The sequence below is a fragment of the Stenotrophomonas sp. SORGH_AS_0321 genome (assembly GCF_031453215.1).
In the GTDB taxonomy this organism is placed as follows: domain Bacteria; phylum Pseudomonadota; class Gammaproteobacteria; order Xanthomonadales; family Xanthomonadaceae; genus Stenotrophomonas; species Stenotrophomonas chelatiphaga.
The window spans coordinates 1,262,940-1,280,904 of sequence record NZ_JAVIZG010000001.1; the positions used below are offsets into that span (position 1 = coordinate 1,262,940).

General features: G+C 67.2%; 16 protein-coding genes. 11 read left to right on the top strand and 5 right to left on the bottom strand.

The genetic code is table 11. The features are described 5' to 3' along the window. Positions 1–9 precede the first annotated feature (9 nt). The 3 genes from QE373_RS05390 to QE373_RS05400 all read right to left on the bottom strand — a co-directional run bounded on the left by QE373_RS05390 (position 10) and on the right by QE373_RS05400 (position 4,699). Positions 10–1,692: an MFS transporter gene (locus tag QE373_RS05390; RefSeq protein ID WP_057507335.1), complete on the bottom strand. Its 1,683-nt coding sequence runs from the start codon at positions 1,690–1,692 to the stop codon at positions 10–12. After that, positions 1,689–2,255 (bottom strand): TetR/AcrR family transcriptional regulator, encoded by a 567-nt coding sequence (locus QE373_RS05395; protein ID WP_123699798.1) that lies wholly within the window; start codon positions 2,253–2,255, stop codon positions 1,689–1,691. Before QE373_RS05395 ends, QE373_RS05390 begins: the two co-directional genes overlap by 4 nt. 254 nt (positions 2,256–2,509) lie before the next feature. Beyond that, positions 2,510–4,699, bottom strand: coding sequence for a TonB-dependent receptor (locus QE373_RS05400; protein WP_309684334.1), 2,190 nt, complete (start codon positions 4,697–4,699; stop codon positions 2,510–2,512). Positions 4,700–4,852: 153 nt separating this feature from the next. On the opposite strand from QE373_RS05400, the gene QE373_RS05405 reads away from it, so the two are divergent. Continuing rightward, on the top strand, positions 4,853–5,266 hold the full coding sequence (locus QE373_RS05405; RefSeq protein WP_309684335.1) for a MerC domain-containing protein: 414 nt from the start codon (positions 4,853–4,855) through the stop codon (positions 5,264–5,266). A gap of 111 nt (positions 5,267–5,377) precedes the next feature. Beyond that, positions 5,378–5,560 (top strand): 30S ribosomal protein THX, encoded by a 183-nt coding sequence (locus QE373_RS05410; protein ID WP_042615275.1) that lies wholly within the window; start codon positions 5,378–5,380, stop codon positions 5,558–5,560. Between the two features lie 240 nt (positions 5,561–5,800). On the opposite strand, the gene QE373_RS05415 is transcribed toward QE373_RS05410, so the two are convergent. Beyond that, positions 5,801–7,864: a 3-hydroxyacyl-CoA dehydrogenase NAD-binding domain-containing protein gene (locus tag QE373_RS05415; RefSeq protein WP_309684336.1), complete on the bottom strand. Its 2,064-nt coding sequence runs from the start codon at positions 7,862–7,864 to the stop codon at positions 5,801–5,803. Positions 7,865–8,099: 235 nt separating this feature from the next. On the opposite strand from QE373_RS05415, the gene rpoE reads away from it, so the two are divergent. The 9 genes from rpoE (at position 8,100) to recO (ending at position 17,009) form a co-directional block, all read left to right on the top strand. Next, the gene (gene rpoE / locus QE373_RS05420) at positions 8,100–8,720 is read left to right on the top strand and encodes an RNA polymerase sigma factor RpoE (RefSeq protein WP_309684337.1); all 621 of its coding nucleotides are present in this window, start codon (positions 8,100–8,102) and stop codon (positions 8,718–8,720) included. Next, the gene (locus QE373_RS05425) at positions 8,717–9,565 is read left to right on the top strand and encodes a sigma-E factor negative regulatory protein (RefSeq protein ID WP_309684338.1); all 849 of its coding nucleotides are present in this window, start codon (positions 8,717–8,719) and stop codon (positions 9,563–9,565) included. The genes rpoE and QE373_RS05425 overlap by 4 nt, the downstream gene beginning before the upstream one ends. 87 nt (positions 9,566–9,652) lie before the next feature. Then, on the top strand, positions 9,653–11,212 hold the full coding sequence (locus QE373_RS05430) for a DegQ family serine endoprotease (RefSeq protein WP_057507297.1): 1,560 nt from the start codon (positions 9,653–9,655) through the stop codon (positions 11,210–11,212). A 423-nt stretch (positions 11,213–11,635) separates the two neighbouring features. Then, the gene (lepA, locus tag QE373_RS05435; RefSeq protein WP_057507334.1) at positions 11,636–13,429 is read left to right on the top strand and encodes a translation elongation factor 4; all 1,794 of its coding nucleotides are present in this window, start codon (positions 11,636–11,638) and stop codon (positions 13,427–13,429) included. A 58-nt stretch (positions 13,430–13,487) separates the two neighbouring features. After that, entirely contained in the window at positions 13,488–14,282 is a 795-nt protein-coding gene (gene lepB, locus QE373_RS05440; RefSeq protein WP_057507296.1) for a signal peptidase I, read from the top strand. A 30-nt stretch (positions 14,283–14,312) separates the two neighbouring features. Next, positions 14,313–14,696: a DUF4845 domain-containing protein gene (locus tag QE373_RS05445; RefSeq protein WP_042615281.1), complete on the top strand. Its 384-nt coding sequence runs from the start codon at positions 14,313–14,315 to the stop codon at positions 14,694–14,696. Further along, positions 14,686–15,369 carry a ribonuclease III gene (rnc, locus tag QE373_RS05450; RefSeq protein ID WP_057507295.1) on the top strand — a complete coding sequence of 228 codons (684 nt, stop codon included), beginning with the start codon at positions 14,686–14,688 and terminating at the stop codon, positions 15,367–15,369. Before QE373_RS05445 ends, rnc begins: the two co-directional genes overlap by 11 nt. Then, positions 15,366–16,262, top strand: coding sequence for a GTPase Era (gene era, locus QE373_RS05455; RefSeq protein ID WP_309684349.1), 897 nt, complete (start codon positions 15,366–15,368; stop codon positions 16,260–16,262). The genes rnc and era overlap by 4 nt, the downstream gene beginning before the upstream one ends. Before the next feature lie 24 nt (positions 16,263–16,286). Beyond that, positions 16,287–17,009 (top strand): DNA repair protein RecO, encoded by a 723-nt coding sequence (recO, locus tag QE373_RS05460; RefSeq protein WP_309684351.1) that lies wholly within the window; start codon positions 16,287–16,289, stop codon positions 17,007–17,009. 140 nt (positions 17,010–17,149) lie between these two features. On the opposite strand, the gene QE373_RS05465 is transcribed toward recO, so the two are convergent. After that, a complete protein-coding gene (locus QE373_RS05465) occupies positions 17,150–17,884 on the bottom strand; it encodes a response regulator (RefSeq protein ID WP_309684353.1) in 735 nt (244 codons plus the stop codon). Between the last annotated feature and the right edge of the window lie 81 nt (positions 17,885–17,965).

Consider the following 17,965-nt stretch of genomic DNA (forward strand, 5'->3'; position numbering starts at 1 on the left):
GGGGTCTACTCAACGCGGTGCGGCAGCTGCATCGGGCGCCGCGGGGGAGGAAGGGGAGGGACGGCGCTTGCGCCATTGCTTCATCGCGGCGATCCACACCTGCAGCGACAGCAGCCAGCCCAGGAAGCCCAGCGCCAGCCAGCCGCTGAGCGTGAATACATCGTTGAAGCCGCGCACGTTGGCTTCGCGGCGCGCGATCTGCGCCAGCTGCGCGGTGCCCTGCGCGCTGCGCTGTACCGGGTCGGTGATCTGTGCGGCATAGAGCTGCTGCTGCAGGCGCAGCCGCTGCGCCACCACCGGATCGGCCGGGTCCAGCTGGCTGACCAGTGCACTGGAATACAGCTGCTCGCGATGCAGCTGCACCGTGCCCAGTACGGCCGAACCGGCCAGCCCGCCCAGCGTCTGGGTGATCGACAGGGTGACCAGGAAGGTGATCATGTGGTCCACACCCTGCTTCAGCACGGCGGTGATGCCGAGCATGATCAGCGGCCCCATGAACATGCCCGAGCCGACCGAGGCCAGGAACTGGCTGACGTAGAAATCGTGCGGCCGGTCCAGGCTGGTGCGATGCTGGTCGAGCAGGGCGGCGCTGCCCAGCAGCAGGATCGCCATCAGCACCTGCGGGATCAGCCGCTTCGGCCCGAAGGTCAGCGAGCTGGCGGCGATGCCGGTGACCACCCCGGCCAGGATCACCGCGAACAGCGGCCGCATCTGGTCCGGGCCCATGCCGAGCGTGCGCATCAGCCCAACCACGCCGTATGACTGTTCGGTGGTGAGGAAGCGCAGCAGGAAGGCACCGACGATGAAGTGCAGCACCGGCAGGCTGGCCAGCCAGCGCACCTGCAGCAGCGGATTGCGCCGGTAGTGTTCAATCACGAAGGCCGCGGTGGCCAGGGTGATCGAGGCGACCAGTGCCCACCCCAGCCACGGGGTGTCGGTCCACCAGCGCACGTAGCCCTGCGCCAGCACCACCACCAGCAGGCCAACGGCCGGTGCCAGCAGCGCGAAGGTGAGGAAATCCAGCGGTTCGAACGCCTTGATCTGCACGCCCGGTGGCAGCTTCAGCAGCACCACGGCCGCGAACGCGCACAGCGCCAGTCCGGCCTCGAAGAAGTACAGCAGATGCCATTGGCCGGTACCCACCAGGCTCGGCGAAACCACCCAGGCCAGCGGCACCGCCAGCTGGGACAGGCCCACGCCGATCACCAGCAGGTTGCCGGTGTAGCGGCGCGGCAACGACTGCAGCATGTACAGCGTGCCCAACGTGGAGCAGGCTGCGCCGGCAAAACCGCTGGCCGCACGCAGCAGCACGGTGGTTTCGAAACTGCCGACGGCCAGGTGCAGCAGGGCCAGTGCGGCGTACAACCCCAGACCGATTTCGGCGAACAGGCGGATGCCGTACTGCTGGCGGAACTTGAAGGCGAGCAGGTTGGCGGTGACGTTGACCATCACGTAGGACGCCACCAGCCAGGTGCCCTGCACCGGGGTCAGCCCGAGCTGTCCCTGCAGGAAGGGCAGGTTGGCGGTGACCAGCGCGGTGCCGAGGCCGCCGGTGATGGCGACCAGCACCGACACCAGCGCATAGGCCGCGCGCCGGTGCGGCGGATGCCAGGGCATCGACGCCGAGCCGGGGAGGGTGGGCTTTTCGTGTTCCTCCCAGTCCGGGATGGGCTTGAGGTACTGCGACATCAGGCCTCCGTGGCGCCGGTTCCCTGCAGGCCTGCGCGCAGCAGCTGCAACGCGCGGCCCGCCAGTGCGCTGCGCTCTTCGCGGTTCTTGCCGCGCAGGGCCGCCCCCAGCATGCCCGAGATCAGTGAAATATCCGTGGAGGTCAGGTCCGGCCGGCACAGCCCCGCGGCGATGGCGCGCTGGATGGGGGCTTCCATCAGGGTGCGCACGCGTTCGCGCGCGCCACGTACGGTGGGGTCGTCCGGATGCACCGCGCGCCAGTAGTCGGCCAGCGCAGGCGAATCGATGATGCGGCGGGCCATGCCGTCCAGCAGCACGAACAGTGCGTCGTCACGCGTGCCCAGTTCGGCTACCTGGCGCGCGATACGGTCGACGGTCCGCTGCAGCAGGGCTTCGATGAGCGCGCTGCGGTCGGGGAAGTTGCGGTAAAGCGTCGCCCGTCCCACCTGTGCGCGCTCCACCACCAGATCCAGCGGGGCGGTCACGCCATGGTTGCCGAACACGTGGTCGGCCGCGTCGAGGATCAGGGCGCGGCGGGCGGCCGCGTCGGCACGTAGAGAGGTCATGCGCCATTTTCGGACACAAATGTCCGTTCGGCCAGTGTCGAGTGCGCCACGCAGCCGCAGTGTCAGTCCGCAGTCAAATTGGTGATGAAGTGGTGAAGGGCCGGCGTGCGGCGGTCGTGGTGGCAGGCGCGCCTGGCGCCTGTCCATGTCGCGGAACGTGATGACCAACGGTCGTCACCCACCATGGGTAGGTCACCCACCATGGGTGGGGCCACCCACTACGGCTGGCCGTGGGCCGGCCAGCCGGTAAGCCGTCAGAAGTACGCGCGGATGCCGAACGCCACGCCACGGCCCGGCAGCGGGGCGTAGTCGCGCAGCAGCGAGGTGTGCGGACGTACTTCGCGGTTGGTCAGGTTGCTGCCGTCCACGAATACTTCGTAACTGTTGCTGTCACTGCGGTCCCAGCGATACGCCACGTGCGCATCCACCAGCGTGTAGCCCCTGGTCGGTTCTTCGTTCTGCGCGGTGTCCTTCTGGCTGCTGTAACGCACTGCACCGACCGATGCGCGCCAGCCGTCCTTGGCCCAGCGCAGGTCGGCGCCCACGCGTGCCGGCGAAATGCGCGGCAGGTAGCCACCGTTGGCCAGGTCCACGGTGTAGTTGTGGTTGTGGTCGCCATGCGGCACGGCGATGTCCACGCTGCGGCTGCCACTGCCATCCAGCTCGGCCTTGACGTAGTCACCGAACACGCGCAGGTCCCAGTCACCGGCATTGCCTTCGAACAGATGCACCAGCGCCTCGGCTTCGGCGCCCTTGAAGGTGGCGTCCTGCTGCGCCCACAAGCGCACCGGCAGGTCTTCCACCACGCCGGTGTCAGCCAGGTAGATGAAGTCCTTGAACTTGGTCTGGTACACCGACGCGGAGAAATCCAGGCGCTCGCTGTGCGTGTGGATGCCCAGTTCGATGCGCTGGCCGCGCTCGGTCTTCAACTGCGCATCGCCCAGTTCGATCGAACGCGTGGCGATGTGTGCACCGGCCGCGTACAGCTCTTCATTGGTCGGTGCACGCTCGGAGCTGTCCACGCCAAAGCGCAGGTCCACTGCATCATTCAGCGTCCAGATGCCGGCGGCAGACAGATTGGTGGCATCAAACTTGCGGCGCTGGTAATCACCGGTCGGATCCAGCTTGACCTGGTCATGGCGCGCGCCCAGTTCCAGCTTGAACGGGCCGAACTGCTTTTCCTGCAGCACGAACAGGCCGAGGTTTTCGGTCGTGGTATCCGGCACGAAGGCCTCTTCGCCCTTGGCGCCGAAATCGCTGTTGCCGAACTGCAGGCCGAAGGCACCGTTCCAGCCAGCGATCTCGTTCTGCACCGCTTCCAACCGGCCTTCGATGCCCTGGTTGGTGAAGCGGGTTGCCGGGGTGCCGGCTTCCAGTTCGGTGTGCTCGTAGTCGGTGTAGCCGGCGCGCAGGGTGACGTTCTTCAGGAACGAGGTAGGGTTGTAGATGCCGCCTTTGAAGTCGAAGCGGTTCTGCACCATGTCGATGCGCACGTCGTGCTCGTCGCCGCCTTCCTCCTCGCCGCCGTGGTCATGGTCGTGGTCATGGTCATGGTCATCGCCGTCGGCATGCACGTGCGCGCCGTTGGGAATGCCGTAGTTGGTGCGGTAGGTGCCGGCCGACAGGCCGAAGAAGCCACCATCGCCGAGCCAGGTAGCACCGACACCACCGGCGCGGGTGCGGATGGAGCTGTTGTCCAGGGTCCCGCGACGCGGTTCATCGGCATCGCCGCCAGCGTGCGCATGGTCGTGCTCTTCGAGCGCATCGACCACCGCGTAGCCGGGGATGCGGTAATCATCGCCGTTGCGCACCAGGCCATCCACGTGCAGCACCCAGTTGCCGTTGACGCCGTCCAGCCGGAACATGCCGCTGCGTTCGTCGTTGACACTGTTGCCGCGCACCTCGGCGCGACCGCTCAGCGGGCGCGCCGGCAGTTCGCTGGCGATGCGCCCATCGACCACGTTGACCGCGCCGCCGATCGCACCGCTGCCGAACAGCAGGGTGGCCGGTCCCTTCAGCACTTCGATCTGGTCGGCCAAAAACGGTTCGATGCTGGTGGCATGGTCGGCACTGACGGTGGACGCATCCATGTTGCCCACGCCGTTGGACAGCACGGCCACGCGCGGGCCTTCCTGTCCGCGGATGATCGGGCGGCCCACGCCGGGGCCGAAGTACGAGCTCTGCACGCCCGGCAGCTTGGCCACCGTGTCGCCCAAGGTGCCCGCCTTGGCTTCATCCAGGCGTTCCCCGGCGAGTACCTCGACCGGCCGCGCCAGCGATTCGGCATCGCCCTGCAGCGGCGAGGCGGTGACCTTCACTTCGGACAGTTCGGTCAGGTGTCGGTCGGCCGGGGCGTCGGCGGCCATCGCCATCGCAGGCAGCAGGGCAGCCGCCAGGGCCAGGGTGAGGGTGTGCGGACGGGGCCGGGTACGCAGAGCAGTCATGGGGCTTCCAATGAATTGTTATAACGTATCAACAAGGGGGCGCACGAATCCCATGGCGGACAGCGGGAGAGAGTCGCTGGGCGAAACAGGCCGTGCGGGTACAGGAGGGATGTTATATTATTCCATAACGCTTCGCCGACCCTGCTGGAAGTCATGCCCCTTATCCCACGCGTGCGACATCTGATTGACCGCTTCGGTGCCACCGGTTCACTGCTGTGCGCGGTGCACTGCGCGGTCATCCCCGTGGCCTTGGCCGCTGCGCCCTCGCTGGGCCTGTCGGTGTGGCTGGGCGATGGCGTGGAGCAGGCGCTGGTGGTGTTCGTCACCCTGCTGGGGTTGTTCAGCCTGGTCTGGGGTTATCGGCGTCACGGTGCGCTGCGCGCGCTGGCCTTCCTGATTCCCGGTCTGGTCGCATTGTGGACGGGCGTGCTGTACGACCCGCTGCACCACGATCCGGTGCCGCATGCGGTGGTGATGACCCTCGGTGGGCTGCTGGTGGGCGTGGCCCACCTGGTCAACCTGCGCCTCAACCACGGCCACGTACACGACGCCAGCTGCGCGCATTGAGGTCGTCGTGGTAGGCTTTCCGATCGTGCGCGGGGGCGTCCAGCAAGACGGCCCCGCCAAACCCGTGTCAGCACGGGGTAATCAGAATCAACATAGCCAGGAGTTCAAGAGATGGGTAAGGGTGACCGCAAGACCGCCAAGGGCAAGCGCTACAACGCCAGCTACGGCAACGCCCGTTCGCACACCGTGAGCAAGGCCGCCGTCGGCGCCGCCGCTCCGGTCGCCAAGAAGACCGTGGCCAAGGCCCCGGCAAAGAAGGCCGTTGCCAAGAAGGCCGTCGCCAAGGCCAGCTGATCCGCTGACCGGCAGAACACGAAAAAACGCGGCGCCCAGCGCCGCGTTTTTTTTGTGCCTTGATGTTTCCCTGTCTCTACTTCCCGGGCCGCCGGATGCCAAGAGGCTGTCCGGAGGCACGGGGAGCTGCGGCGCAGGACCGTTGGAGCCCCGGACGGGCGGAAACGAGCCCCCATGGATGGGTTTACGGCGTGTCCTGCGCCGTAGCTCCCCGTGCCGGGCGCATCAAGGCAGACGCGGTCAAACCACCGCTTCGCGCAGGATCGGATTGTCCCAGCCCGGCCGCGGCGAGAACCGATCACCATGCCGCTGCTGCAGCGCCTTCAGCCGCTCCACCAGCGCATCGGCCCCGGTCGCCCGGATGTACTGCACCGGACCCCCGCGGAACGGCGCGAACCCGGTGCCGAAGATCACCCCCGCATCCAGCAGGTCCGCGTCGGCCACCACGCCCTCATGCAGGCAGGCCACCGCCTCGTTGAGCAGCGGCAGGATCAGCCGGTCTTCCAGGTCGCCCGGCGCCTGGTAACCCTTGGGCACCTCCGGCTTCTTCGCGCGGCCGTTTTCCCAGGCATAGATGCCCTGGCCATCCTTCTTGCCGCGCTTGCCCGGTTCGACGGTCTGCAGCGCCGCCGGAATCTGCAGGCCCAGGAACGGGGCCAGTTCCTCGCCCACGCCGGCGGCCACGTCCAGCCCGACCGTATCGAGCAGTTCGATCGGCCCCATCGGCATCCCGAACTTCACCGCGGCCTTGTCGATCACCGGACCCGGGATGCCTTCGGCATAGGCGGTTGCCGCTTCGAGCATGTACGGGAACAGCACGCGGTTGACCAGGAAGCCGGGGGTGCCGGCGACCGGCACCGGGAACTTGCCCAGCGCCTTGCAGAACGCAGCCAGGCGGCGCTCGGTCTCCGGTGCCATGCCGTCGTGGTGGATGATTTCCACCAGCGGCATCTGCGCGACCGGATTGAAATAATGCAGGCCGGCGAACTGCGCCGGACGCTGGATGTGGTCACGCAGTTCGATCAGCGGGATCGAGGAGGTGTTGGTGGTCAGCAGCGCATCGGCCTTCATCTTCGGCTCCAGCGTCTGGTACAGGTCACGCTTGGCCTGCGGATTCTCGATGATCGCCTCGATCACCAGATCGGCCTGCGCAGCGCCCGCGCCGGCCAGGTCGGCCTGCAGGCGCGCCACCACCGCCGGCCGCTTGCTCTCGTCACGGACTTTCTTTTCGAACAGGGTCTGCGCGCGCTGCATGGCCGGGTCGATGAAGCGCTGCTCGCGGTCCTGCAGGGTCACGTTGAAGCCCTTGTAGGCCGACCAGGCGGCGATGTCACCGCCCATCACGCCCGCACCGACCACGTGCACGTGGTGGATTCCGTGGTCGCCGCTGCCGAGCGCCTTCAGGCGTTCGGTCAGGAAGAAGATGCGGATCAGGTTGCGTGCGGTCGGCGTGCTGGCCAGTTTCACCACCGCGCGGCGCTCAGCGTCCAGCCGCGCCTGCACCGGCTTGCCGCCGCTGCGTTCCCAGGTGCTGATCAGTGCGTACGGGGCAGGGTAGTGCTCCTTGCGGGCCTTGCGCGCGACCTGCTTGGCCATCTGCGGGGCCAGCAGCTTGCGCGCCGGCCAGGTATTGGTCGCCCAGGCGGTCGCACGCTGCTTGAACGGACGCACGGTGCCCTTCAGCGCCAGCGCCACGGCCGTGTCCAGCAGCAGGGCCGGGGCCACCACCTTGTCCACCAGGCCGATGTTGCGCGCCGCCGACGCCGACAGGGTGCGCCCGGTCAGCATCATGTCCATCGCCGCCGGGGCGCCGACCAGCTGCGGCAGGCGTGCACTGCCGCCCCAGCCCGGGAAGATGCCCAGCTGGGTTTCCGGCAGGCCGATGCGGGTGCTGCTGTCGTTGGAGGCGACACGGTAGCGGCAGGCCAGGGCCAGTTCGGTACCGCCGCCCAGGCAGTGGCCGTGGATCGCGGCCACGGTCGGGCAGGGCAGCTCGGCCAGCTTCTGGTAGGTCACCTGGCCGCGGCGGATGGCGTCATTGACGGTGCCGCGGCGGTCGAACTCCTGGAACTCCTTCAGGTCCGCGCCGGCGATGAAGCCCGCCTTCTTGGCCGACTGGATCACCACGCCCTTGGGCGGATCGATGGCGATGCGCTCGATCAGGTCGCCCAGTTCCAGCAGGACATCCTGGGACATCGCATTGACGTTGGCGTCCTGGCGGTCGAGATTGAGCACCACGACTCCGTCGTCGCGGATCTCCGGGTGCCAGTGCGCGAGGCGAAGCCCATCGAAGCCTGAGAGCATGGACGTTCCATCCGGTTGTGTATGGAGAAGGCGGCTATGATCCAGAGGTTGTTTCCCTTCCGTCAAATCCCAATAGCTGGGGTAGCGTTGACGGAGGTTCATAGCATGGACCGCTACGTTAACGGAACGTTGGTTAAAAGCTGGTGCGGTGCCCGGTCAGATGGCGCTGAACTTTTCCCGGGATTGGCAGTCTCATTGCCTGACGTCGGTTGGGCTGACAGGAGTTCGGTCCCCAATGACCGAGGTTGAAACACCACAGGAGCTGGACCTGGAACTGGTCCGGCGCGTGCAGCGCGGCGAAAGCGCGGCATTCGATGTCCTGGTGCGCAAGCACCAGCATCGGGTCGTGTCGCTCGTCGGACGCTACATCGCCGACTGGAGTGAGTGCCAGGACGTTGCCCAGGACACGTTCATCCGCGCCTACCGCGCGATCAACAGTTTCCGCGGCGACGCCCAATTTTCGACCTGGTTGCACAGGATTGCCGTGAATACCGCCAAGAACCACCTTGCTGCAAGCAATCGTCGCCCGCCGACCGATGACATCGAAATCGGCGATGCCGAACAGTTCGATTCGGGAACGCGCCTGCGCGATACCGATACGCCGGAACGCCAGCTGATGCGCCAGGAGCTGGAAACCACGGTGATGAAGGCCGTTGCCTCGCTGCCGGAGGAGCTGCGCCTGGCCATTTCCCTGCGCGAGGTGGAAGGCCTGAGTTACGAGGACATCGCGCAGAAGATGGGGTGCCCGATCGGCACCGTGCGCTCGCGGATCTTCCGCGCCCGCGAGGCGATCGACACTGAACTCCGGCCGCTGCTGGACACCGGCAGCGCCACCCGTGAGAAGAGCCGCTTATGAGCAAGTACGACCAACCCGAAGACAAGATCGACGTGCATAACCGCCAGCAGTTGTCTGCGCTGGTCGATGGCGAACTGTCCTCCGACGAGGCCCGTTTCCTGCTGCGCCGCCTGCAGCACGATCCCGAGCTGCAGGCCTGCCAGGAGCGCTGGGCGTTGCTGGGCGAGGTGATGCGCGGCAAGGCCGTGGCGCCGGCGCCGCTGGATTTCGCCGCGCGCGTGTCGGCGGCGGTCGCGCAGGAACCGGTGCCCCGGGCCGAGCCGCGGCGCGAGCTGCGCAGCGGCTGGCGGCGCTGGAGCGGCGGTGCCGCGTTGGCCGCGTCGGTCGCCGCGGTGGCCTTCTTCATGGGTCGCCAATCGCTGGATGAAGGCGCGCCGCCGGCAGACCTGCCGGTGCAGGTGATCGCCAGCCAGGCCGAGCTTGCACTGCCGGCGTCCGCACCGGTGCAGGAACCGGCGGCGGCGCAGGCCGGCGCTGCGCTGGTGGCCAGTGTCCCGGCCGCTGCGGTGGCCGCCGCGGCGCGTCGCCAGGATGCCAGCGTCCGCCGCGCCAGTGCCACGCGCAGCCAGCAGGTGGCGCGCGCCGCGCAGCGTAATGACGAGCCGCAGCGTGCGCTCGCGGCCGGCCAGCCGGTGCTGTCGCCCGCGCTGTCCACCGGCGCCCAGCACGAGCTGTCGTTCGGCAACGTGGGGGCGCTGCAGGCCCGGCCGTGGCCGCGCTCCAGCGTGGGCCCGGCGGCTGGTGCCGCCCTCAATGCCAGTTTCCCCGGCAATACGCCAGGCACGTTCTATCCATTTGAGCCGCGGCTGCAGGACGCGCCGCCGGTCCAGGGCCCGCGCGACTGACCGCGCATGGCCTGCGCGCGCCGTACCGTCGGCGCGCCCCCTTTCCCCGTTGTGCTGTCCGATGACCTGTCCGGAGGTTGTAGTCCGATGATCCCGCTTACCCGTTCGTTCCGTACCCAGGCCCTGGGCCTGCTGGCGATGACCCTGCCACTGGCCGCCTGCGCCCAGTCACCGTCGCCGGCACCGCAGGCCGCCACGGCGCAGTCCGCTGCCGCCGCGCCGCGCGCGCCTGCGCAGCCGTTGGTGACGGGCCTGCCGGATTTCACCAACCTGGTGGACCAGGTGGGGCCGGGCGTGGTCAACATCGAAACCACCATCGTGCGCGGCGGCAGCCGCCAGGCACGCGGCGGTGGCATGGGGCCGAGCCAGGACGAAATCCCGGAAATCTTCCGCCGCTTCTTCGGCCCCGAATTCGGCATGCCCGGTCCGGGCGGCCCCGGCGGCGACCCGGATGGCGGCCCCAGCATCAAGGGCCGCGGCATGGGCTCGGGCTTCATCATTTCCGCCGATGGCTACGTGCTGACCAACCACCACGTGGTGGCGGATGCGTCCGAAGTGAAGGTGAAACTCGGTGACAACCGCGAGTTCATCGCCAAGGTGGTCGGCAGTGACCAGCAGTACGACGTGGCCCTGCTGAAGATCGAAGGCAGCGGGCTGCCGACCGTGCGCGTCGGCGATTCGCGCACGCTGAAGCCGGGTCAGTGGGTGGTGGCGATCGGCTCGCCGTTCGGCCTGGACCACTCGGTGACCGCCGGCGTGGTCAGTGCCGTGGGCCGCAGCACCGGCGGCGCCGACCAGCGCTATGTTCCGTTCATCCAGACCGACGTGGCGATCAACCAGGGCAACTCCGGTGGCCCGCTGTTGAACACCCGCGGCGAAGTGGTCGGCATCAATTCGCAGATCTTCTCCGCCTCCGGCGGCTACATGGGCATCAGCTTCGCGATCCCGATCGACCTGGCGATGGGTGCGGTCGAGCAGATCAAGAAGACCGGCCGGGTCAGCCGTGGCCAGCTCGGCGCGGTGGTGCAGCAGATCGATTCGCTGAACGCCCAGGCACTGGGCCTGAAGGACAGCCGTGGCGCACTGGTCAATGAGATTGTTGCCGGTAGTGCGGCGGCCAAGGCCGGGGTGCAGGTTGGCGATGTGATCCGCTCGGTGAACGGCAGCCCGGTGAACTCCTTCAGCGACCTGCCGCCGTTGATCGGCGCCCTGCCGCCCGGCAGCAAGGTCAGCATCGGCCTGGTCCGGGATGGCCGCGAGCGTGAGCTCAGTGCCACCCTGACCGAGCTGGCCGAAGATGCCCAGGCGGCGGCAAACCGCCCGGCGGCGGCCAATGAGGACGCGGCGCCGCAGACCGGCGCCAACGCATTGCTGGGCCTGGAAGTGGCCGACCTGACCGCCGCGCAGCGCAAGCAGCTGGGGTTGGACGCAGGCGAGGGCGTGCGGGTGACCCGGGTCAACGGCCAGGCGGCCCGCGACGCACGGCTGTCGCCGGGGATGGTGATCCTGCAGGCCGGGCGTACCGCCGTCGGCAGCGTGGACGCCCTGAACCGTGCGCTGGCCGGTTACAAGAAGGGTGACGTGGTGATGTTGCTGGTGCGCAGTGGCGGCAACAGTGCCTTCGTAGCGGTGAAGACCGGCAGCTGACCGGGACCGGAGGGTGACGGCCAGCGGCCGTCACTACCGGGGTAGCGGCGAAGGTCGCGGCAGGCAGGGGCGTGACGACCAACGCAGGCTGTGTAACAAGTCCGACCTTGTCGGCCGATGGCGAAATTGTCGCCATTTTTCGCCCTGCTACGCGAGATCTGCATAGTTGCATGTCTGCCGGAGGTCCAGATCTCGCGTAGCTCGACCGGGCCCGGACTTGTTACACAGCCTGCAACGGTTGTCACCCACCCGGGCCAGGAGCAGACGGCCAGTGGCCGTCACTACCCGGGCCAGGAGCTGACGGCCAGCGGCCGTCACTACCGGAAGCGGTGCTCACCCACCGGCGGCCGTCGTCCCGTGCGATAATCCGACGTTACCCTGACGACGCCCGGCGCCGCCGCCACCTCTATGTCCTCTGATTCGATGCGGAACATCCGCAACTTCTCCATCATCGCCCACGTCGACCACGGCAAGTCCACGCTGGCTGACCGCATCATCCAGCTGTGTGGCGGCCTGCAGGCCCGCGAGATGGAAGCGCAGGTGCTCGATTCGAACCCGATCGAGCGCGAGCGTGGCATCACCATCAAAGCGCAGTCGGTTTCGCTGCCCTACGTGGCGGACGACGGCCAGACCTACCACCTGAACTTCATCGACACCCCCGGGCACGTGGACTTCTCCTATGAAGTCAGCCGCTCGCTGGCCGCCTGCGAAGGCGCGCTGCTGGTGGTCGATGCGGCCCAGGGCGTGGAAGCGCAGTCGGTGGCCAACTGCTACACCGCCGTGGAGCAGGGCCTGGAAGTGGTGCCGGTGATCAACAAGATCGACCTGCCCACCGCCGACATCGAGCGCGCCAAGGCCGAGATCGAGGCCGTGATCGGCATCGATGCCGAAGATGCCGTGCCGGTCAGCGCCAAGACCGGCCTGAACGTGCGCGACGTGCTGGAAGCGATCGTCAAGCGCATCCCGCCGCCGGTGCCGCGCGATACCGACAAGCTGCAGGCGCTGATCATCGATTCCTGGTTCGACAACTACCTCGGCGTGGTGTCGCTGGTGCGGGTCATGCAGGGCGAGATCAAGGCCGGCGACAAGCTGCAGGTGATGTCCACCGGCCGCAACCACCAGGTCGACAACGTCGGCGTGTTCACCCCCAAGCGCAAGGTGCTGCCGGCCCTGCGTGCGGGCGAGGTGGGCTGGGTGACGGCCAGCATCAAGGACGTGCACGGCGCGCCGGTCGGCGACACGCTGACCATGGCCGGCGATCCGGCGCCCACGCCGCTGCCGGGCTTCCAGGAAATGCAGCCGCGCGTGTTCGCCGGCCTGTTCCCGGTCGATGCCGAAGACTACCCGGATCTGCGCGAAGCGCTGGACAAGCTGCGCCTGAACGATGCCGCGCTGCGCTTCGAGCCGGAAAGCTCCGAAGCGATGGGCTTTGGTTTCCGCTGCGGCTTCCTTGGCATGCTGCACATGGAAATCGTGCAGGAACGCCTGGAGCGCGAGTACAACCTGGACCTGATCAGCACCGCGCCGACGGTGGTCTATGAAGTGCTCAAGACCGACGGCAGCATCGTCAACATGGACAACCCGGCCAAGCTGCCGCCGGTGAACCAGGTGCAGGAAGTCCGCGAGCCGATCATCCGCGCCAACATCCTCACCCCCGAGGAATACATCGGCAACATCATCAAGCTGTGCGAGGAAAAGCGCGGCAGCCAGCTCGGCATCAACTACCTGGGCAGCCAGGTGCAGATCAGCTATGAGCTGCCGATGGCCGAAGTGGTGCTGGACTTCTTCGACAAGTTGAAGTCGGTCAGCCGCGGCTATGCGTCGCTGGATTACGCCTTCGTCCGTTTCGACGCCGGTCCCTTCGTCCGCGTGGACGTGCTGATCAATGGCGACAAGGTCGATGCGCTGTCGCTTATCGTCCATCGTTCGCACTCCGATCGTCGCGGCCGCGAGCTTTGCGAGAAGATGAAGGAACTGATTCCCCGGCAGATGTTCGACGTGGCCATCCAGGCCGCGATCGGCTCGCAGGTGATTGCCCGCACCACCGTCAAGGCCATGCGCAAGAACGTTCTTGCCAAGTGCTACGGCGGCGACGTGTCGCGCAAGAAGAAGCTGCTGGAGAAGCAGAAGGAAGGCAAGAAGCGCATGAAGCAGGTGGGCCGCGTGGAAATTCCGCAGGAAGCCTTCCTCGCCGTGCTGCAGATGGACAACAAGTAACGGTACAGTCGGCCCCTTACCGGGCCGGTTGGCCCCGAGACGCTGCAAAGGACATTGAATGAAAGCGTTTGAGTTCCTCCTGGTTGCCTTGACCCTGGCCTCCGGCCTGATCCTGCTTGCCGACAAGCTGTACTTCGCCCGCCGCCGCGCCCGTCGCGCCGGCCTGCTGGACACCGAACCGGCGCTGGTGGACTACTCGCGCGCGTTCTTCCCGGTGCTGGCGATCGTGCTGGTGGTGCGCAGCTTCATCGCCGAACCGTACAAGATCCCGTCCAGTTCGATGATGCCGAACCTGCTGATCGGCGATTTCATCCTGGTCAACAAGTTCGCCTACGGCCTGCGCCTGCCGCTGACCAACACCAAGTTCGTGCCGATCAGTGAACCGGAACGTGGCGACGTGGTGGTGTTCCATTTCCCGGGCCACGACGACCAGGACCCGAACAAGGGCGAGAATTTCATCAAGCGCGTGATCGGCGTGCCGGGTGACCAGATCACCTTCGAAGGCAACGGCCTGATCCTCAACGGCCAGCCGGTGGAGTACGAAGACAAGGGCATCTACGCCGGCCATCGTGGCCATGGCGAAGGGTCCAGCCTGCTGGTCGAAAAGCTGCCGGGCCGCACCCACACCGTGCTGGAGACGGCGTATCCTGCCGGCCAGGGGGAATGGACCGTTCCGGCAGGCCGCTACCTGGTGATGGGCGACAACCGTGACAACAGCGATGACGGCCGTTTCTGGGGCCTGCTGCCGGAGCAGAACCTGCGCGGCAAGGCGTTCCTGATCTGGCTCAACTGCTCCGGCTGGTTCTGCAAGGACGGCTTCGAACCGTCGCGGATCGGCTCGGGCGTCAATTGATTCATCCACGCGTATCTGGGGAGAAACGCAATGAACAGCATGAAGGCGCAACGTGGCATCACCCTGACCTCCTTCCTGGTGGTCCTGATCGTGGTCGGCTTTTTCCTTTACGTGGGCATGAAGCTGTTCCCCATGTACCAGGAAAACTATGCGGTCCGTTCGGCAATGAAGAGCCTGGCCAATGAGCCCGGCATCGGCAGCATGCAGCCGGCCAACATCCAGAAACTGCTGTTCAAGCGCCTGTACATCAACTACTCCGAGAACGTGAAGCCCGCCAACGTGAAGTTCGACCGCAAGGACAATGGCTGGACCATGCGCGTGAACTACGAAGTGCGGCGTCCGTTGATCGGCAACATCGACGTGGTCGGCAAGTTCGACTCAACCCAGGACCTCAGCCGTAGCGGTGTCGAATAAAACTTTCCAACGTGGTGACCTGATCGGCCACCCCTTCGCCAATGCGGACCTGCTCACGCAGGCCCTGCGGCACCGGTCTGCCGGCGTACCGAACAACGAGCGCCTGGAGTTCCTCGGCGACAGCATCGTCAACATGCTGGTGGCCCAGGCGCTGTATGCGCGCTGGCCGAAGGCCGACGAGGGCGCGCTGACCCGCGGCCGCGCCGAACTGGTGCGCGAAGGCGCGCTGGCCGAGCGCGCCCGCGAACTCAAACTGGGCGAGCGCCTGGTGCTGGGCGCCGGCGAAATGAAGACCGGCGGCCACCGGCGCGATTCGATCCTCGCCGATGCCTTCGAGGCGGTGGTGGCGGCGATCTACCTGGATGCGGGCTTCGACGCCTGCCGCGCGGTGGTGCTGCCCTGGTTCGAAGCGGCCATGGACGCCCTGCCGGCGACCGGACGGCCGGAGAAAGACCCCAAGACCCGGCTGCAGGAATGGCTGCAGGGCCGACAGAAGGCGCTGCCGGCGTACGAACTGGTGTCAGAATCCGGTGACGACCACGCCAAGACCTTCCGGGTACGCTGCAACCTGACAGAACCGGCCGTGTGTACCGAGGGCGAAGGCTCCTCGCGGCGGCTGGCCGAACAACAGGCGGCTGCGGCCGCGCTTGACCTACTGGTGGATTCAAAGTGACCGAACAGACCCCCCATCGTTGCGGCAGCGTTGCTGTCATCGGCCGCCCCAACGTGGGCAAATCGACCCTGACCAATGCATTGGTAGGGGCCAAGGTCAGCATTGTCTCCAACCGGCCGCAGACCACGCGCCACCGGCTGCTGGGCATTGCCACCTATCCGGAAGGCCAGCTGGTGCTGGTGGACACGCCCGGCCTGCATAAAGTGCAGAAGCGGGCGATGAACCGGGTGATGAACCGTGCTGCGCGCGGATCGCTGGAGGGCGTCGACGCTGGCCTGCTGGTCATCGAAGCCGGCCGCTGGGACGAGGAAGACAGCCTGGCCTTCAACGTGCTGCGCGATTCCGGCATCCCGGTGGTGCTGGTGGTCAACAAGGTCGACCGCATGAAGGAAAAGGCCGCGTTGCTGCCGTTCCTGCAGCAGATCACCGAAGGCCGCGAGTTCGCTTCGGTGCATCCGATTTCCGCGCAGAAGCGCAACGGCCTGGAAGCACTGGTGCGTGACGTGCTGGCGCTGATGCCGGAAGCCCCGCCGATGTTCGGCGAAGACGAAATCACCGACCGCAGCCAGCGTTTCCTGGCCGGCGAACTGGTGCGCGAGCAGCTGATGCGCCAGCTCGGCGAAGAGCTGCCGTACGCCACCACGGTAGAGATCGAGCGCTTCACCGAAGACGGCAACCTGCTGCGCATCGGTGCGGTGATCTGGGTCGAACGCGAAGGGCAGAAGGCCATCGTGATCGGCAAGGGCGGCACCCGCCTGAAGGACATCGGGGCCAAGTCGCGCATGCAGATGGAGCGCTTGTTCGGTGCCAAGGTGTTCCTGGAGACCTGGGTGCGCGTGCGCGAGGGCTGGTCCGACGACGAGGCCGCGCTGAAGGCCTTCGGTTACGAATAAGCAGCGCCTGCGGGGCTGGCCCTGATGCAGATCGCGTCCGAACCGGGCTTTGTCCTGCACGCGCGGGCCTACCGCGAGACCAGCCTGCTGGTGGAGGTGCTGAGCGCCTCGCACGGGCGGCTGGGCCTGCTTGCCCGCGGCGTTTCCAGTGCGAAGGGGCAGGTGCTGCGCGCGGCCCTGCAGCCGCTGCAGTGGATCCGTTTCGACGCGGTCCAGCGCGGTGACCTGGCACAGCTGCGCGGCGCCGAGGCGCTGGATGCCGCCCCCCGCCTTGCCGGCAATGACATGCTGGCCGGCTTCTACCTGAATGAGCTGGTGATGCGGCTGGCCCCCCGGCACGACCCGCTGCCGGACCTGTACCGGGCCTACGGCGAGGTACGCGCCCGCCTGAGCCTGGAGCTTTCATTGGCGTGGAGCCTGCGCCGCTTCGAACGCGACCTGCTGGAGGCGCTGGGGGTCGGTTTCGACCTGACTCGCGCCAGCGATGGCAGCGCCGTGGACCCGGCCGCGCGCTACCTGCTGGATCCACAGGAAGGCCCGCGCCGGCTGCTCAGCGAGCGCGATGGGGAAGGGCGGCGCGGTACCGCCACCGGCGCTGCGCTGCTGGCGCTGGGACGCGATGAAGAACCCGGCGCCGAGGACCTGGCCAGCCTGCGCCTGCCGATGCGGGTCGTGCTGGCCTACCACCTGGGCTCGCGCGGGCTGAAATCCTGGGAACTGCTGGACGACCTGGCACGCCGCCGCTGAGGGGTCAGAGTCAGGGGTCAGAGTCAGGGGTCAGAGTCAGGGGTCAGAGTCAGGGGTCAGAGTCAGGGGTCAGAGTCAGGGGTCAGAGTCACGACTCTGACCCCTGACTCTGACCCCTTTTTCCAACCCCTTTTTCCAGGTCAGTGCAGCAGCGCGGCGACGGCGTCGCGGAAGCCGGCCTGCGCCATGTGCGAGGCCGGCATCTGGTGCAGGGTGCGCACCGCGCGGCTGAGGCGGGCAGCACCGACGAAACCACAACTGGCCTGCAGCCGGTGCAGCTGGTTGCGCAGCGCCGGCTCGTCATGGCGGTCCACCGCCTGGTCGACCGCGTCACGCACGCTCGGCAGCTCGGCCAGGAACAGCTCGCGCAGCGCTACCAGGTGGTTGCGTTGCCCGTTGAGCGCGGCCAGCGCGGTGATCTCGTCCCAGTCCTGGGCCTCGTTCAGCATGATGGGCTGGATCGGCGCGCTGTCCACCCGGTAACGGGCGCCTTGGCCCAAGGCGCGACGCACGCCCTTGAGCAGGGCATCGCGGCCCAGCGGCTTGACCAGGATGTCGCCGAATCCGGCATCCCGCAGGCGCCCATGCGCGGACGCGTCGCGATCGGCGGTATGCGCCAGCGCCGGGGTGTCCGGGTGCTGCCGGCGCAACTGCTGCAGCAATTCGCTGCCATGGCCATCGGGCAGGTTCGCATCGATCAGCCACAGGTCGTAGTGGCGGACCTGGGCACGGGCGAGCGCGGCGTTGAGCGAGTCGGCGGTATCCACGTCCGCTGGCAACGTTTCCAGCGCGGCCTTGAGGAAACCACACGTGATGATGTCGTCCTCGACCAGCAGGAAACGGGGTCGCGCGGGGCGCGGCGTATTCGTCTGCATAAGGCTGCCTCCATGTCAGCTACGCTGCATATTAAACACCGCGCGCCGCCTTGCAAGGGTGGAGAAGCGATTTTCGCCCTG

Bases quoted from the DNA above. Each gene is read 5' to 3' on its own strand.
- QE373_RS05405 (WP_309684335.1), top strand. From the start codon at position 4,853: ATGCCCCTTATCCCACGCGTGCGACATCTGATTGACCGCTTCGGTGCC.
- QE373_RS05415 (WP_309684336.1), bottom strand. From the start codon at position 7,864: ATGCTCTCAGGCTTCGATGGGCTTCGCCTCGCGCACTGGCACCCGGAG.
- lepA (WP_057507334.1), top strand. From the start codon at position 11,636: ATGCGGAACATCCGCAACTTCTCCATCATCGCCCACGTCGACCACGGC.
- QE373_RS05395 (WP_123699798.1), bottom strand. From the start codon at position 2,255: ATGACCTCTCTACGTGCCGACGCGGCCGCCCGCCGCGCCCTGATCCTC.
- QE373_RS05410 (WP_042615275.1), top strand. From the start codon at position 5,378: ATGGGTAAGGGTGACCGCAAGACCGCCAAGGGCAAGCGCTACAACGCC.
- lepB (WP_057507296.1), top strand. From the start codon at position 13,488: ATGAAAGCGTTTGAGTTCCTCCTGGTTGCCTTGACCCTGGCCTCCGGC.
- QE373_RS05430 (WP_057507297.1), top strand. From the start codon at position 9,653: ATGATCCCGCTTACCCGTTCGTTCCGTACCCAGGCCCTGGGCCTGCTG.
- QE373_RS05425 (WP_309684338.1), top strand. From the start codon at position 8,717: ATGAGCAAGTACGACCAACCCGAAGACAAGATCGACGTGCATAACCGC.
- QE373_RS05445 (WP_042615281.1), top strand. From the start codon at position 14,313: ATGAACAGCATGAAGGCGCAACGTGGCATCACCCTGACCTCCTTCCTG.
- QE373_RS05400 (WP_309684334.1), bottom strand. From the start codon at position 4,699: ATGACTGCTCTGCGTACCCGGCCCCGTCCGCACACCCTCACCCTGGCC.
- QE373_RS05465 (WP_309684353.1), bottom strand. From the start codon at position 17,884: ATGCAGACGAATACGCCGCGCCCCGCGCGACCCCGTTTCCTGCTGGTC.
- recO (WP_309684351.1), top strand. From the start codon at position 16,287: ATGCAGATCGCGTCCGAACCGGGCTTTGTCCTGCACGCGCGGGCCTAC.
- rpoE (WP_309684337.1), top strand. From the start codon at position 8,100: ATGACCGAGGTTGAAACACCACAGGAGCTGGACCTGGAACTGGTCCGG.